This is a genomic window from Nocardioides plantarum, from assembly GCF_006346395.1.
Taxonomy (GTDB): Bacteria; Actinomycetota; Actinomycetes; order Propionibacteriales; family Nocardioidaceae; genus Nocardioides; species Nocardioides plantarum.
Genome location: NZ_VDMS01000002.1, coordinates 305,826 through 321,039, shown reverse-complemented (window position 1 = coordinate 321,039; position 15,214 = coordinate 305,826). Strand labels below are relative to the sequence as shown.

Genomic DNA, 15,214 nt, shown 5'->3' with positions numbered 1-15,214 from the left:
TCCCTCGCGACCACCTGCCTGCTTGCCCTCAACCCCGGTCGAGGTTGCACGATGGGGGACGTGCTCTCACGTCTCGGGTTCCCTGCGGTCGGTCGGCACCGCGCCTTCGTCTCGGCCCTGGCCATCGACGCCCTGGGCGGCGGCATCTGGATGCCGCTGTCGCTGCTCTACTTCCTGCGCCAGACCGACCTGACGCTCGTCGAGCTCGGCTTGGTGATGACCGTCGCTAACCTGGCGATCACCCCGCTGGTGCCGCTCGTCGGCCGACTCGTCGACCGGCTCGGGCCCAAGAGCGTCATGCAGGTCGGCAACCTGCTGCAGGGCGCGATGTTCGCGCTCTACCCGCTGGTCGGGTCGATGGTCACGGTCGGTCTCGTGGTCGGCCTCTCGACGCTCGGCCGCACGATGTTCTGGGGCTCCAACGGCCCGCTGGTCACCCAGATCGCGCCGCCGGGGGAGCGTGAGGTGTGGTTCGGGTTCGTCCAGGCCCTGCGCAACGCCGGGTACGGCGTCGGTGGCCTGCTCGCCTCGGTCGCGCTCACGGTCGGCACCGGGCCGGCGTACGACGCCGTGGTGCTGGCCAACGCGGCGTCGTACTTCGTGGCGTTCGCGTTGATGACGGGGGTCGAGTCGGGTGGGCGGCCGGAGCGCGCCGAGGTACGGCGGAGCGGGTTCGTGGTCGTCGCCCGCGACCGCGGCTATCGCCTGCTCGTGCTCGTGATCTTCCTCTACGCGCTGACCGAGATGACGCTCAACGTCACCATGCCGGTCTACTTCGCCGACCTGCTCGGGCTGCCCGGCTGGGTGCCCGGGGTCGTGTTCGTGATCAACACGGTGATGATCGGCCTCGGCCAGGGACTCGTCGTGCGGTCGATGACCGGCGCGATCCGGTCTCGCGTGGTGCTGGTGGCGATCTGCTTCACGGCGTCGTCGTTCGTGATGATGCTCGCCGCCGACGCGTTCTCCGTCGCCCTGGCGACCGCGGTCGTGCTGGTCGCGGCGGTCGTCTACACCGTCGGCGAGATGGTCGCCGGGCCGGTGCTCGGCGCGCTGTCGGCGGAGGCCGCACCCGACGAGCACCGTGGCACCTACATGTCGGTCGTGCAGCTCGGCTGGAACCTCTCCAGCGCCGTGGCACCACTCGCCTACGCCAGCCTGCTCGACCTGGGTGCCGTCGCGGCGTGGTCGGGACCGCTGGTGCTCTGCGCCGTGTGGGCGGCGTGCGTGGTCCGGCTGCCGCACGTGCTGCCGCGGGCCTCGACCCGGGTCACGAACGCCGCCGAGGAGCCGAGCCCGGAGTCGACACCCGTCTAGGGCACGGCCAGGACACGGCCTAGGACACGGCCGGGCGGGCATGCTGCCCCCGTGCTCAACGACATCGCCCGGCCCACCCGCCTGATGCTCGCCGGGTTCGGGATCGCCCTCGGGGTGATCGTCAGCGGAACGGTCACCGGCCGCACCGGTGGCGTCGCGCTCGCCCTCCTCCTCGGTGGTCTCGGCCTCGAGGTGCTCGTGCTGCTCGGCCTCCCGGTCGTGCTCGGCCGGGCCGAGCGTCGGTTCCGCGAGCTGGTGGTGGCGGCCAGCGCCGAGATCGCGACGGGGGCGGTCGTCCCGGTGCCGGCCCTGGGCCGCGTCGTACGACGGCGGATCGTGCGGCTGCCCTGGTGGATGCCGGGCCGTGGTGCGGGCGCGGGACCGTCGGTGATGGTGGTGCTGACCGCCGTCGGGGACGGGCCGGCCCGCCGGGTCGCGGCCGTCGTACCGGCCGACCTGGGTCTGCACCTGCGGCACGTGCCGGCGGAGCTGCTGGTGCACCCCCGCCATCGCGACGTGGCGGTGGTCGACGACCGGGTGACGCACGAGCGGCTGGTCGCGATCGACGCCGACCCCCGGTGGGGGACCGAACGGCTGCCGACCGACCGGACCGTGGTCGGCGGATACGTGGCGCTGGTCGCGTCGCTCGTGGTCGGAGCCGCCGTCGGAGCGGGCCTCGGGACGCTCGTGGTGACGCTCGCCACCTGACCCGGCGACGTGGTTAGGTTGGATCGATCCAAGCCAACAACACGAGGAGGGACCCATGCGGGTCGGAGTGCTCACGGGAGGCGGTGACTGTCCCGGCCTCAACGCGGTGATCAGGGCCGTCGTACGCAAGGGGGTCCAGACCCACGGCTTCGAGTTCGTCGGCTACCGCGACGGTTGGAAGGGCCCGCTCGAGGGCCTGACGATGCCGCTGGGCGTCGAGCAGTGCCGCGGCATCCTGCCGCGTGGCGGCACCATCCTGGGGTCCTCGCGCACCAACCCGTTCAAGCTCGACAACGGCGTGGAGCGCATCAAGGACAACCTCGCCGCGGCCGGGGTCGACGCCCTCGTCGCGATCGGTGGCGAGGACACGCTCGGCGTCGCCACGAAGCTGGCCGAGCTCGGGGTGTCGGTCGTCGGCGTGCCGAAGACCATCGACAACGACCTCTCCGGCACCGACTTCACCTTCGGCTTCGACACCGCCGTCAACATCGCGACCGAGGCCATCGACCGGCTGCACACCACCGCCGAGTCCCACCACCGGGTGCTCGTCGTCGAGGTGATGGGCCGTCACGCCGGCTGGATCGCGCTGCACGCCGGCATCGCCGGCGGTGCCAGCGCCGTGCTCATCCCCGAGGCGCCGTTCGACATCGAGAAGGTCTGCGCGCTGGTCGAGGCGAGGTTCGAGTCGACCTACTCGCCGATCATCGTCGTCTCCGAGGGCGCCGTCCCCGTCGACGGCGGCGACATGACCCTGGTGTCGGGGGAGAAGGACGCCTTCGGCCACGTCCGCCTCGGCGGCATCGGCGACCGGCTCGCCTCCGAGATCGAGCACCGCACCGGCAAGGAGGCCCGCGCGGTCGTCCTGGGCCACGTCCAGCGTGGCGGCACCCCCACCGCCTTCGACCGCTGGCTGGCCACCCGGTTCGGTCTTCAGGCCGCCGACGCCGTCGCCGAGGGCGACTTCGGCACGATGATGGCCCTGCGCGGCACCCACATCGAGCGCGTCCCGCTCGCCGAGGGCACGGCTCACCTCAAGCTCGTCAGTGCGGAGGAGTACGCCGAGGCGCAGGTCTTCTTCGGCTGAGGCCGGTGGCAGGAATCCCCGGGTACCCGGGGATTCCTGCTCTCCGGGCCCGTTGCAACGCCCCAGAAGCGGATGGACTGCCCCCGGAGTCGGGGCTCGGTCGGCGACCCGGACGCTCGACCACCATCGAGGAGCGCGAGCAGGCTCGCCCTCCTCAGTGGTGCGCGTCGGCCAGGTCGAGACCGGCGGGGGTGAGCCACCAGACCAGGGCCGAGGCGGCCAGCAGCAGCAGGCCCGCGGCGAGGCCGAAGACCGCGAACGAGTGCTCGAACGACGTCACCGCGGCCCCGCCGACCGGGGTGCCGAGGGCGCCGGCCAGCGACTCGCGGGCGGCGTACCCGGCGTCGGCAGGCAGGCCGTCGCGGTAGATCCAGGCAGCCAGGCTGCCGAGGACGGCGACGCCGAGCACCCCGCCGATCTCGTACGACGACTCCTCGATCGCCGCCGCACTGCCGGACTGGTCGGCGGGGGCCGAGCCCATGATCACGGCCGAGGCGACCGCGAGGGACGCGGTGCCGGCGCCGACGAGGGCGAGGCTCATGGCCACCGAGACGTAGGACAGCGGCTGGGGGAGCACGAAGAGCAGCAGCATCCCGACGCCGGCGACCGCCAGGCCGCCGGCGAGCACGGCGCGCGCGCCGATCCGGGCGGCCAGGCCGGGGGCGAGCGGGGAGCCGATGATGCCGCCGGCCGCCATCGGCAGCAGGGCCGCGCCCGTCTGCAGCGGTGACCAGCCGTGCACGAGCTGCAGCCACTGCGAGCCGAGGAGGAGCAGCGCGACGATCGCGATGCTGGTGGTGAGGGCGGCGAGCACGCCAGCGGTGAAGGCGCGCTGTGCGAACAGCCGCACCTCGAGCATCGGGTCGCGCTGACCCAGGCAGCGGCGTACGAACGCGGTGAGCAGCACCGCGCCAGCCGCGAGCGTGAGGAGCGCGGTGACGGTGGGGCCGTGCTTGCCGAGCTCCTTGACGCCGTAGACGAGCGCGGCCATGCCGCCGAACGACAGCACGACGCCGGCGACGTCGAGCCGGCCCGGGCGGTCCGAGCGGCTCTCGGGCAGCAACAGCCACCCGGCGAGGACCGCCACGACCATGACCGGGACGTTGAACAGGAAGGCGGCGTGCCAGCTGAACGTCTCGAGCAGCGCCCCGCCGACGATCGGGCCGACAGCGCTGCCGACGGCGGCCATCGCGCCCCAGACGCCGAGCGCGGTCGCCCGCTCGCGTGGGTCGGTGAACAGGGTGCGGATCAGCGACAGCGTGGTCGGCATGATCATCGCGCCGCCGACCCCGAGCAGGGCGCGGACGGCGATCACGTCGCCGGGCGAGTCGGCCACGAGCACGAGCATCGAGGCGACCCCGAAGACGGTGAACCCGGCCAGCAGCATCCGCTTGCGCCCCCAGCGGTCACCCAGTGCGGCGATCGGGATCAGCAGGCCGGCCAGGACGAGTGCGTAGGAGTCGACGATCCACAGCTGCGCGACCGACGACGGCCGCAGGTCGGCGGTCAGGTCGGGCAGCGCGACGTTGAGGATCGTCATGTCCATGACGACGACGAGCAGGCTCGCGGCCAGGACCGCCAGACCGGCCCAACGGCGCGGGTCGGCCTGGGCCGGCGTGTGGTCGGTCGGGGACAGCGAGGTCGTCATCGGGACTGTGCTCCGGTCAGGAAGGTGGACAGGACGAGGGTGTCGAGGTCGCGTCGGGCGACGTCGCCGTCGCGCACGGCCTCGCGGGCCGCGACCAGCAGGCCGTAGACGGCGTGGCTCAGCCAGTGCGGGGGTACGTCGTCGCGCAGCACGCCGGTGGCCTGAGCGGCGGCGTACAGCTCGAAGGCCGACGACTGTGACGACGCGAGCAGCACGCCGCCGATGGCGCCGAACGCGGAGCAGAGCGCGAAGGCCGTGACCTTCATGTGCACGACGTCGATGCCGGCGCGTCGGGCCGCCTCGGCGTTGCCGCCGGTGGCGTAGAGGTGGCGACCCCACGTCGTACGGGTCAGGGCGAGCGCGCAGACGATCATCAGCAGCACCGCGATGACGACGGCCCACGGGATGCCCTGGATGACCAGCCGCGAGCGCTCGTTGGGGTTGCGGTTCTGGTTGGCCAGGATCGTGAGGACGACGCCGACGACCGCGATGATGCCGCCGCGCAGGAGCACCAGGCTGATCGCGTCGTGCGTCAGGTGGGCGGCCTTGGCCCGCAGCGCCCCCTGCAGCGTGAAGAGGAGGTAGCCGAACACGATGACCGACGTGAAGATCCAGCCCTGGGTCGGGCTGAGGGTGCCGTAGGTCAGGTCGTGCCAGAAGTCGTAGTTGGACGTGTTGACCGGGCGTCCGTCGAGCGCGAACTGCAGGACGCCCTGCCAGGCCAGGAACAGCGCGAGCGTGACGACGAAGCTGGGGATGCCGATCTTGGCGACCAGGATGCCGTTGGCGACGCCGATGGCGGTGCCGATGCAGACCGCGGCGATGAGCGCCAGCACGAGGTGCTGGGTGAGGTTGGAGACCACCAGGACGAACCCGATGAAGATCACCACCGACGCCGTCCAGGCACGGACCCACAGGGCCAGGCCGATGGCGACGAGCAGCCCGACGACCAGGGCCCAGAACATGAAGCCCGGGAGGCCGTCCTTGAGGTCGCCGTCGAAGACGGCGACCGCTGCGAGCGCGGCGCACATGCCACCGGCGGTGCCGGCCGACAGGTCGATCTCGCCCAGCAGGAGCACGAAGACCAGGCCCATCGCGATCACCGCGATGTAGACGCCCTGGCCGGGGAGGTTGCCGATGTTGTACTTCGTCAGGAACGCGTCGCTGACCTGCATGAAGATGATGCCGAGGACGACCAGGCCGAGCACCGAGGGCAGGGCACCGGGCTCGCCGGTGCGCAGCTTGGTGACCCATCCGGTCAGGGCGCCGCCGATCGAGCGCTCCTCGACGTCGAGGGAGAACTGCCCCGCGGGCTGTTCGCGCTTGTCCAGGCTGGGGGAGGGGGTCTCGGTGCTCATCACATGACCTCGTTGGTGGTGGCCTTGCTCAGACCGAGGTCGCCGGTGCGACCCGAGGTGATGAGCTCGACGATCTGGGTGGTGGTCGTGTCGGCGGTCTTGACCTCCGCGGCGACCCGGCCGAGGAAGAGGGCGGCGACGCGGTCGGCGACCTCCTTGACGTCGTTCATGTTGTGCGAGATCAGCACGACGCCGCGGCCCTGGTCGGCCAGGCGACGCACGAGGTCGAGCACCTGGCGCGTCTGGGCGACGCCGAGGGCGGCGGTGGGCTCGTCGAGGAACACGACCTTGCTGTTCCACAGCACGGCCTTGGCGATCGCGACCGTCTGACGCTGACCGCCGGAGAGGTTGGCGACCTGCTGGCGCACCGAGGACACGGTGCGCACCGAGAGGCTGGCGAGTGTCTCGCGGGCCTGGCGCTCCATCTCGCCGTCGGCGAGGAACATGCCCATCTTGCGGATCTCGCGGCCCAGGAACATGTTCTGGGTGATGTCGAGGTTGTCGGCCAGGGCGAGGTCCTGGTAGACGAACTCGATGCCGAGGGCGCTGGCCGAGCGCGGGTCGGTGATGGTGACCGGCTTGCCCTCGAAGAGGATCTGGCCGGAGTCGACGCTGTTGATGCCGGCGAAGCACTTCACGAGGGTCGACTTGCCGGCCCCGTTGTCGCCGACCAGGGCCGTGACCTCTCCCGGGTAGACGTCGAAGTCGACGTCGTGCAGCACGTGGACGGGCCCGAAGCTCTTGTTGAGCCCCCGGGCCGAGAGGAGCGGTTCGGACACGGTCCCGCCTTTCAGGAGGTGCGGTGCGGTGGTTCAGGTGATGGACGTGGTGTGGCTAGCTGGACGCTAGTGGCATACGACGGTGGCCGGGCCGGTTCGGCCCGGCCACCGCGTCGTGCTGGTGGTGCTGGGTCGTGCTGGGTCGAGCTGGTGCTCAGGTGGTGCGGCCCGGGATCAGGAGATGCCGAGCTTCTTGCAGTCGTCCTCGATGCCCTGGCAGATCTCGTCGGCCTTCAGCGCGCCGGCGTCGATGACGTCGGAGATGTTGGCCTGGGTGATGACCTGGGCGGGGAGCAGCAGCGCCTCGAGCTTGTGCGACGGGGCCTCCGGGTCCTCGAAGGGGGCCAGGGTGAGGCCCGCCTCGGCGGGGTCGGTGCCGGCAGCGAGCGCGATGGCGAGCTGGGCGGCGGCGGTGGCCTCGAGCTTGACGTCCTTGAAGACCGTCATGCTCTGGGTGCCGGTGATGATGTTCTGCAGGCCCTGGACGCCGGCGTCCTGACCGGTCACGACGACCTTGCCGTCGAGCCCGTTGGTCTTGAGCACACCGATGACCGCGTTGGCGATGTCGTCGTTGGCAGCGAGCACGCCGTCGACGTCGCCGCCGTCGGCGGTGAAGGCCTGCTGGAACGTCGGAGCGGCGTTCTCGACCTTCCAGCCCTTGACGGTCGCCTCCTGGGTGATCGTCAGCTTGCCCTCCTTCTGGAGCGGGTCGAGCACCGAGTGGGCGCCCTTGGAGAACAGCACGGCGTTGTTGTCGACGTCGGTGCCGCCGTTCATCATGATGATGTTGGGCTTGTCGGCGCCGCTCTTGTCGAGGCAGTCCACGAGGGTCTGGGCCTGGAGCTTGCCGACGTCCTCGTTGTCGAAGGAGACGTAGTAGGGCGCGGTGCCGCCGAGGTTGACGCGGTCGTAGTCGATGACCGGGACGCCGGCCGCGTCGGCCTGCTTCTCGACACCGGCACCGGAGGCGGCGTCGATGGAGTCGATGATGAGCACCTTGACGCCGGCACCGATCATGTTCTGCGCCAGCGAGGCGAACTTGTTGATGTCACCCTGGGCGTTCTGGATGTCGGGGGTCAGCCCGGCCTCGGAGAGCGCCGACTTGAGCAGCGGGGCGTCGTAGGTCTCGTAGCGGGTCGACGAGGTGGTGTCGGGCAGGATCACGCCGACCTTGCCGCTCGCGGTGCCGGCCTTGCCCTCGGCGGGCTTCTCGGCCGCGCTGACCGGCGGGCTGTCGAGGCTGCAGGCGCCGGTGATGTCGCCGCCGCCCCCGCCACTGCCGCCGTCGCCGGCCTTGTCGTCGTCGTCGGAGCCGCACGCTGCCAACGGGCCGACGCACAGCGTGACCGCGGCGCCGATGAGGGCGGCACGGCGGATGAATGAAGACACGGTTCCTCCTGCAGGATCTCGGCGCGAGCGCGCCAGTGGTACCTCGGAGTGTCATCGGTCACGCCGTAGTCGTCAAGAGGTGAACGCAAAATCACCCGATTGAGTCATGCGGCCGGTTTACCGCACATGTCTTGACGACAAAGTGGTCGTCCAGCACAGTTCACCCCGTGTCCACCTCCGACCCGGCCCCGGGTTCCACCGCGTCGCTGCGCACGGCCAACCAGCGCCGGGTGCTCGACGTGCTGCGGGGCCAGGGCCCGGTGGTGGCGCCGACGGACGGACCCGCCGAGGGTCAGATCACCCAGGCCGAGCTGGCGCGTACGACGGGCCTGGCCCCCGCGACCGTGTCGAGCATCGTGCGTGAGCTGGCCGGCGCCGGGCTGGTCGCGACCGTCAAGGGCAGCGGCCGTCGCGGCACGACCGTGCAGCTCGCGTCGAGCGCCGGCGTCGTCGCGGGCATCGACTTCGGGCACCGCCACGTCTCCGTCGCCGTCGGCGACCTCACCGGCCAGGTGGTCTGCGAGGCGAGCCGTCCGCTCGGGCCGGCGCACCACTACGACGAGGGCCTCGGCCACGCCGCGGAGATGCTCGCCTCGATGCTCACCGACCTGGCGCTCGAGGCCGACGCCGTGCGCACCGTCGGGCTGGGGCTGCCGGCCCCGATCATCGACGACGTCGTGCGGTCCTCGGCGATCCTGCCCGGCTGGGTCGGCGTCAACGCCAAGCGCGTCGCCATGGAGCGTTTCGCCGGACCCGTGCACATCGAGAACGACGCCAACCTGGGTGCTCTCGCCGAGCACCGGCTGGGCAGCGCCCGCGGGCACTCGACGATGATCTACCTCAAGCTGTCGTCGGGCGTCGGCTCCGGCATCGTCATCGACGACCGGCTCTTCCACGGCGCGAGCGGCACCGCCGGCGAGGTCGGTCACCTGACCGTCGACGAGCACGGTCCGGTGTGCCGGTGCGGCAGCCGCGGCTGCCTGGAGACCTACGCCTCCACCGGAAGCGTGCTGGAGCTGATGGCGACCCACATGCCCGACGCGACCCTCGACGACGTCGTCGAGGCTGCACGTGGGGGCAACGTCTCCGCCGTACGCAGCCTCGAGGACGCCGGCCTCCACCTCGGCTGGGGCCTGGGCAGCCTGGTCAACCTCTTCAACCCCTCCCTCATCGTGATCGGCGGCGACCTCGCCCGCGCGGGCGACCTGCTGCTCGACTCGGCCCGTGTGGGCCTGCGGCGGCACGCCCTCGACGCGGTCGCCGCGACCCCGGTGGTGGTCAGCGAGCTCGGCCGGCGGGCCGCCCTGGTGGGCTCGGTCCTCCTCGCTGCCGAGCGCACCGATCTCCTCCCCGAGGCCGCGTCGGGCTAGCAGCGTCCGGTCCCCGTAGACTCGGCTGGTGGAAATCCCCGACCTGGCGGCGCTGCACGCGCTGTCCCCGGCCCAGCAGCCGACCTACCCCGACCGGGCCGCGGTCGACGCGACCGTCGACCGGCTGCGCACGCTGCGCCCGCTGGTCCTGGGCCACGAGTGCGACGACCTGACCGACAAGCTCGCGGCGGTCAGCCGGGGAGAGGCCTTCCTGCTGCAGGGCGGCGACTGCGCCGAGACCTTCGCCGGTGTCACGGCCGACAACACCCGCAACAAGCTGCGCGTGCTCCTGCAGATGGCCGTGGTGCTGACCTACGCCGCCTCGGTCCCGGTCGTCAAGCTCGGTCGCCTCGCCGGCCAGTACGCCAAGCCGCGCTCCTCCGACCTCGAGACCCGGCTCGTCGACGGTGAGAAGGTCACGCTGCCGGCTTACCGCGGCGACGCCGTCAACGGCTTCGACTTCACCCGCGACGCCCGGGTGCCCGACCCCGCGCGGCTGCTCGAGGTCCACCGGACCTCGGCCGCGACGCTCAGCATGATCCGTGCCTTCATCGCCGGCGGGTACGCCGACCTGCGCAAGGTCCACACCTGGAACACCGACTTCGTCTCCGACTCCGTGGCCGGGCAGCGCTACGACGCCCTCGCCTTCGAGATCGACCGGGCCATGGCGTTCATGCAGGCCATCGGCGCCGACCCCGACGAGTTCCACCACGTCGACTTCCACACCAGCCACGAGGCCCTCCTGCTCGAGTACGAGCACGCCATGACGCGCCACGACTCCGGCAGCGGGGCGGCCTACGACCTGTCGGCCCACTTCGTCTGGATCGGCGAGCGCACCCGTCAGCTCGACGGCGCCCACGTCGAGCTGCTCAGCCGCATCCGCAACCCGATCGGCGTCAAGCTCGGCCCGACCACGTCGGCCGACGACGCCATCGCGCTCGCCTCGCGGCTCAACCCCGACAACATCCCCGGGCGGCTGACCTTCATCACCCGCTTCGGTGCCGGCCGGATCCGCGACGGCCTGCCCGAGGTCGTCGAGAAGGTCACCGCCGCCGGCCTGCAGGTCGCCTGGGTCTGCGACCCCATGCACGGCAACACCTTCGAGGCTTCTTCGGGCTACAAGACCCGGCGCTTCGAGGACGTGATCGAGGAGGTCCAGGGCTTCTTCGACGTCCACCACCAGGTCGGTACCTGGCCCGGCGGCGTGCACGTCGAGCTCACCGGCGACGACGTCACCGAGTGCGTCGGCGGCGGTGAGGACCTCCTCGAGGCCGACCTCGGCGACCGCTACGAGTCCGTCTGCGACCCGCGGCTCAACCGCGTGCAGTCCCTCGAGCTGGCCTTCCTCGTCGCGGAGATGTTGAGGGCCCGGTCGGTCTGAGCCTGCGAAGACCGACCTCAGGCCCGAAAGGTTGAGGAGCGTCGGCTGGAGGCCCGAGCTCGCGAGGGCCTGCAGCGACGCGTCTCGAAACCTGGCCGCAGCCACGAACCCGACCCTCGTGAGCGCTGACCCGTCGCCCACGGGCGACGGGTCGATCGTCATCTCACGCTGACCCGTCGCCCATGGGCGACGGGTCAGCGTGGAGGATGGATCGGTGATCGACCTGCGCAGCGACACCGTGACCAGGCCGACCGAGGCGATGCGGGCCGCGATGGCCGCCGCCGAGGTGGGCGACGACGTCTACGGCGAGGACCCGACGGTGCTCGCGCTGCAGGAGCGGGTCGCGGCGATGCTCGGGCACGAGGCGGCGCTGTTCATGCCGACCGGGTCGATGTCCAACGTCCTGGCGGTGCGCTCGCTGGTGCAGCCGGGCCAGGAGGTGCTGTGCGAGAGCGCGGCCCACATCGCCCGCGCCGAGCTCGGCGCCCACGGCGCCTACAGCGGCGTCACGATGCGCACCTGGACCCACCCGCGCGGACACGTCGACCTCGACGCGGTGCAGGCCCTCTACGCCCCCGACCTGGGGCCCTACTTCGTGCGCACGACCGCCGTCTCGGTCGAGAACACCCACAACTTCGCCGGCGGCACCGTGCTGCCGATCGACCAGCTGCGCGACCTGCGCGAGTGGGCGACCGGCGTGGGGGTCGGCATCCACCTCGACGGCGCGCGGCTCTGGAACGCCCACGTCGCCACCGGCACGCCGCTCGCCGAGTACGGCGCCATCGCCGACGTCCTCTCGGTCTGCCTGTCCAAGGGGCTCGGCGCGCCCGTCGGGTCGGTGCTGGTCGGCAGCGCCGACACCGTGGCCGAGGCGCGCGTGTGGCGCAAGCGGATGGGCGGCGGCATGCGCCAGGTCGGCGTGCTCGCCGCGGCCGGGCTGCACGCCCTCGACCACCACGTCGAGCGGCTGGCCGACGACCACGCTCACGCCCGGCTGCTCGCGGACGCGTGCGGCGCCGACCCGGCCTCGGTGGAGACCAACATCGTCGTGGTCGACCGGTCCGACGCGGCGTCGTACGTCGAGCGCGCGGCCGCACAGGGGGTCCGGGTCGCTGCGGTCGGGGCCACCAAGGTCCGGCTCGTCACGCACCTCGGCGTCTCGACCGACGACGCCCGCCGCGCGGCCGAGGTGCTCGCCGCCCTCTGAGGCTGGGCACCGGCCCGTACCGTCTGCAGGATGACCCCCGTGCGTCGATGGTCCGTCGTCGCGGCGGTCGTGCTGGCCGTCGCCGCGGTCCCGGTGGTGCCGCGGCTGCTGCCGGTCGGCGACACCGACGTGTCGGCGGCCACCCTGCTCGACCGGGTCCGCGCCTCGGCCGACGTCGGGCACTCGGGGTACGCCGAGACCGAGGGCACCGTGCAGCTGCCGGTCGGTGACCGGCTAGGCGACGTCGGCGAGCTGCTGGCCGGCACGAGCCGGCTGCGGGTGTGGTGGCAGGACCAGGACGCCTGGCGGGTCGACCGGCTGCTCGCCTCGGGCGAGCGCGACCTCGTCCACGCCGGACCGGTCACCACGTCCTACGACTACGAGGACGCACGGGCGACCACCACCCTCGACCCCGAGATCCGGCTGCCGCGCGCCCCCGACCTGCTGCCGCCGGCCCTGGCACGCACCGCCCTCGAGGACGCCACCGCCGTCGACGTACGCCGCCTCGCGCCGCGGCGGGTCGCCGGGATCGCGGCCTCCGGCCTGCGCTACACCCCGCCCGATCCCGGCTCCGGCTCCGGCCCTCGGACGACGATCGACCGGGTCGACGTGTGGGTCGACCCGGGCTCGGGACTGCCGCTGCGGGTCGAGGTGCGCGCGGCCGGGTCCGACGAGCCCGACGTGGTCTCGGCCTTCGACGAGGTCGAGGTCGAGCGCCCGGCCGACGACCTGGTCGACTTCCGGCCCTCGCCGGCGGTGGAGGTCGAGCAGGCCCGCACCCTCGACATCGCCGACGCGGCCGGCCGCTACGCGCCGTACGTCGTGCCCGAGCGGCTGGCCGGCCTCGACCGGCGGACGGGGCCCGACGCGGCCGCCGGTGTCTACGGCATCGGCGTCACCCGGTTCATCGCGGTGCCGCTGCGCCCTCGTGAGGCCGGTCCGCTGCGCGAGCAGCTGCGCGCCGCGCCCGGCGCGACGCTGGGGGACCGGCGCACGGTCGCGGCCGACGGGGCCCTCACCGTCCTGCTCACCGGCGGCGGGCGCCGCGGCGACCGCACGGCGTGGCTGGTCGCCGGGACCGTCACGCCCCAGGTCCTCCAGGAGGCCGCCGACGAGCTGGTGCGCCTGGACCGGGTCGACCGGGACGGCCCGCGATGACCGCCCCGGGCCTCGCGATCCGGACCGCGGGACTGACCAAGTACTACGGGCGCTTCCTGGCCGTCGACGCCCTCGACCTCGAGGTGCGCGAGGGCGACGTCTACGGCTTCCTGGGTGCCAACGGGTCAGGCAAGACGACGACGGTGCGGATGCTGCTGGGGCTGGTCCTGGCCACGTCGGGCACCGCCGAGGTGCTGGGCCGGGCGATGCCCGGCGGCGCGCCCGACGTGCTGCCCGAGGTGGGCGCCATGATCGAGGCGCCAGCGGCCTACCCCCACCTGTCGGGGCGCGCCAACCTCGCGCTCTTCGACGCGATGGGCCGGGGCTCGCGACGGCGCGGTCGCGCGGGCCGGGTCGACGACGCGCTCGACCGGGTCGGCCTCGGCGGTGTCGACGGCCGACCGGTGCGCGCCTACTCCCTCGGCATGCGGCAGCGCCTCGGCCTGGCCAACGCACTGATCCGCCGGCCCCGCCTGCTGGTGCTCGACGAGCCCACCAACGGCCTGGACCCGCAGGGCATCCGCGACATCCGGGCCCTGCTCCTCGAGCTCAACGCCGCCGGCACGACGGTCTTCGTCTCCAGCCACCTGCTGCTCGAGATCGAGCAGATGTGCACCCGGGTCGGTGTGCTCGACCGCGGACGGCTGGTGCTGCAGGAGCACCTCGACGACCTGCGCGCCCCCACCGGCCGCGTCGTGCTGCGCACCCGCGACGTCGCCGACGCGCGACGGCTGCTGGACCACCGGATCGACGAGGCCCGGGACGACCGGATCGTGGTGCGCGACGCCGATCCGGCCGCGCTGGCCGCCGAGCTCGTGCGCGCGGGCATCGCCGTCGACGAGCTCGTCGCCGAGCGTCGCTCGCTGGAGGACATCGTGCTGGCCGCCACGAGCGCGGGCAGCGACACCTTCGCCCGTGACCGTGACCGTGACCGTGACCGTGACCGTGATCGCGACCGCGACGCCACGGGCGACGCCGCGGGGGTGTCGGCGTGATCGGGGTCGAGCTGCGCAAGCTGCTGCGCAGCCGACGTACGTGGGCGACGATCCTGCTCGTCGACTCGCTGCCCACCCTGGTCGGCGTGCTGCTCGCGGTCACCGACCTCGGCCCGCGGCCCGGGGAGGGGCCGGCGTTCCTGTCGGCCGTCCTCACCGACGGCACCCTGTTCCCCCTTGCTGCGTTGGCGATCGTGCTCCCGTTGTTCCTGCCGATCGCGGTCGCGGTGACCGCCGGCGAGGCCGTGGCGGGGGAGGCCGCGGCGGGCACGCTGCGCTACGTGCTGGTCCGGCCGGTGAGCCGGCTGCGGTTCCTGGTCGCCAAGCTGGTCAGCGTCCTGGTCTTCGTCGTGATCACCGTGCTCGTCGTCGCCGCGACGGCGTACGTCGTGGGGCTGGTGCTGCTCGGCAACGAGTCGGTGACCGCGACGGGCGCGGCCACGAGTGTCTCGGGCTCCTCGCTGTCGACCCCCGAGCTCGTCGGGCGCACGTTCCTGGCGCTGGGCTACGCGATGCTCTGCATGCTCGGCGTCGCCACGATCGCGTTGTTCCTGTCGACCGCGGTGCAGTCGTCGCTCGGTGCCGCGCTGGGCACCATGGCCGTCTTCGTCGGCTCGGCGCTGCTGATGACGCTCGACGCCGCCGACGCCCTCTCCGACTTCCTGCCCACGCGCTACTGGCTGGCGTTCGTCGACCTGTTCCGCGACCCGATCCTGTGGAAGGACGTGCAGGCGGGGGTGCTGCTCCAGGTCGCCTACGTCGCGGTGTTCTTCGCTGCGGCCTGGGCCAACTTCGCGACCAAGGACGTCGCCGACTGACGGTC

The 15,214-nt window shown here is 72.5% G+C and carries 13 protein-coding genes; 9 read left to right on the top strand and 4 right to left on the bottom strand.

The genetic code is table 11. The features are described 5' to 3' along the window. Positions 1-60: 60 nt before the first annotated feature. From FJQ56_RS13515 to FJQ56_RS13505, 3 genes are read left to right on the top strand one after another with little or no spacing between them, the layout of a single operon-like run. Entirely contained in the window at positions 61-1,314 is a 1,254-nt protein-coding gene (locus FJQ56_RS13515) for an MFS transporter (protein WP_170215405.1), read from the top strand. 51 nt (positions 1,315-1,365) lie between these two features. Continuing rightward, positions 1,366-2,022, top strand: coding sequence for a hypothetical protein (locus tag FJQ56_RS13510; protein WP_140010086.1), 657 nt, complete (start codon positions 1,366-1,368; stop codon positions 2,020-2,022). Positions 2,023-2,077: 55 nt separating this feature from the next. Continuing rightward, a complete protein-coding gene (locus FJQ56_RS13505; protein WP_140010085.1) occupies positions 2,078-3,106 on the top strand; it encodes a 6-phosphofructokinase in 1,029 nt (342 codons plus the stop codon). Between the two features lie 154 nt (positions 3,107-3,260). Here FJQ56_RS13505 and FJQ56_RS13500 read toward each other — a convergent pair whose 3' ends face one another. The 4 genes from FJQ56_RS13500 to FJQ56_RS13485 all read right to left on the bottom strand — a co-directional run bounded on the left by FJQ56_RS13500 (position 3,261) and on the right by FJQ56_RS13485 (position 8,280). After that, positions 3,261-4,754: an MFS transporter gene (locus FJQ56_RS13500; protein WP_140010084.1), complete on the bottom strand. Its 1,494-nt coding sequence runs from the start codon at positions 4,752-4,754 to the stop codon at positions 3,261-3,263. Further along, positions 4,751-6,112: an ABC transporter permease subunit gene (locus FJQ56_RS13495; protein WP_140010083.1), complete on the bottom strand. Its 1,362-nt coding sequence runs from the start codon at positions 6,110-6,112 to the stop codon at positions 4,751-4,753. The genes FJQ56_RS13500 and FJQ56_RS13495 overlap by 4 nt, the downstream gene beginning before the upstream one ends. Further along, the gene (locus FJQ56_RS13490) at positions 6,112-6,891 is read right to left on the bottom strand and encodes an ATP-binding cassette domain-containing protein (RefSeq protein ID WP_140010082.1); all 780 of its coding nucleotides are present in this window, start codon (positions 6,889-6,891) and stop codon (positions 6,112-6,114) included. Before FJQ56_RS13490 ends, FJQ56_RS13495 begins: the two co-directional genes overlap by 1 nt. Before the next feature lie 174 nt (positions 6,892-7,065). Next, positions 7,066-8,280, bottom strand: a complete 1,215-nt coding sequence (locus FJQ56_RS13485) for a sugar ABC transporter substrate-binding protein (protein WP_246084151.1) — start codon at positions 8,278-8,280, stop codon at positions 7,066-7,068. Positions 8,281-8,447: 167 nt separating this feature from the next. Between FJQ56_RS13485 and FJQ56_RS13480 the strand changes: the two genes are divergently transcribed. The 6 genes from FJQ56_RS13480 to FJQ56_RS13455 all read left to right on the top strand — a co-directional run bounded on the left by FJQ56_RS13480 (position 8,448) and on the right by FJQ56_RS13455 (position 15,209). Further along, on the top strand, positions 8,448-9,650 hold the full coding sequence (locus FJQ56_RS13480) for an ROK family transcriptional regulator (protein ID WP_140010081.1): 1,203 nt from the start codon (positions 8,448-8,450) through the stop codon (positions 9,648-9,650). Positions 9,651-9,678: 28 nt separating this feature from the next. Further along, positions 9,679-11,031 (top strand): class II 3-deoxy-7-phosphoheptulonate synthase, encoded by a 1,353-nt coding sequence (locus tag FJQ56_RS13475; protein ID WP_379142326.1) that lies wholly within the window; start codon positions 9,679-9,681, stop codon positions 11,029-11,031. A gap of 214 nt (positions 11,032-11,245) precedes the next feature. Further along, on the top strand, positions 11,246-12,238 hold the full coding sequence (locus FJQ56_RS13470) for a threonine aldolase family protein (RefSeq protein WP_140010079.1): 993 nt from the start codon (positions 11,246-11,248) through the stop codon (positions 12,236-12,238). 39 nt (positions 12,239-12,277) lie between these two features. Continuing rightward, complete coding sequence (locus FJQ56_RS13465) at positions 12,278-13,396, top strand: transcriptional regulator (protein WP_140010078.1); 1,119 nt, start codon at positions 12,278-12,280, stop codon at positions 13,394-13,396. Next, positions 13,393-14,391: an ABC transporter ATP-binding protein gene (locus FJQ56_RS13460; RefSeq protein WP_140010077.1), complete on the top strand. Its 999-nt coding sequence runs from the start codon at positions 13,393-13,395 to the stop codon at positions 14,389-14,391. The genes FJQ56_RS13465 and FJQ56_RS13460 overlap by 4 nt, the downstream gene beginning before the upstream one ends. After that, complete coding sequence (locus FJQ56_RS13455) at positions 14,388-15,209, top strand: ABC transporter permease (protein ID WP_140010076.1); 822 nt, start codon at positions 14,388-14,390, stop codon at positions 15,207-15,209. Before FJQ56_RS13460 ends, FJQ56_RS13455 begins: the two co-directional genes overlap by 4 nt. The last annotated feature ends 5 nt before the right edge of the window (positions 15,210-15,214 follow it).

Bases quoted from the DNA above. Each gene is read 5' to 3' on its own strand.
- FJQ56_RS13495 (WP_140010083.1), bottom strand. From the start codon at position 6,112: ATGAGCACCGAGACCCCCTCCCCCAGCCTGGACAAGCGCGAACAGCCC.
- FJQ56_RS13460 (WP_140010077.1), top strand. From the start codon at position 13,393: ATGACCGCCCCGGGCCTCGCGATCCGGACCGCGGGACTGACCAAGTAC.
- FJQ56_RS13500 (WP_140010084.1), bottom strand. From the start codon at position 4,754: ATGACGACCTCGCTGTCCCCGACCGACCACACGCCGGCCCAGGCCGAC.
- FJQ56_RS13505 (WP_140010085.1), top strand. From the start codon at position 2,078: ATGCGGGTCGGAGTGCTCACGGGAGGCGGTGACTGTCCCGGCCTCAAC.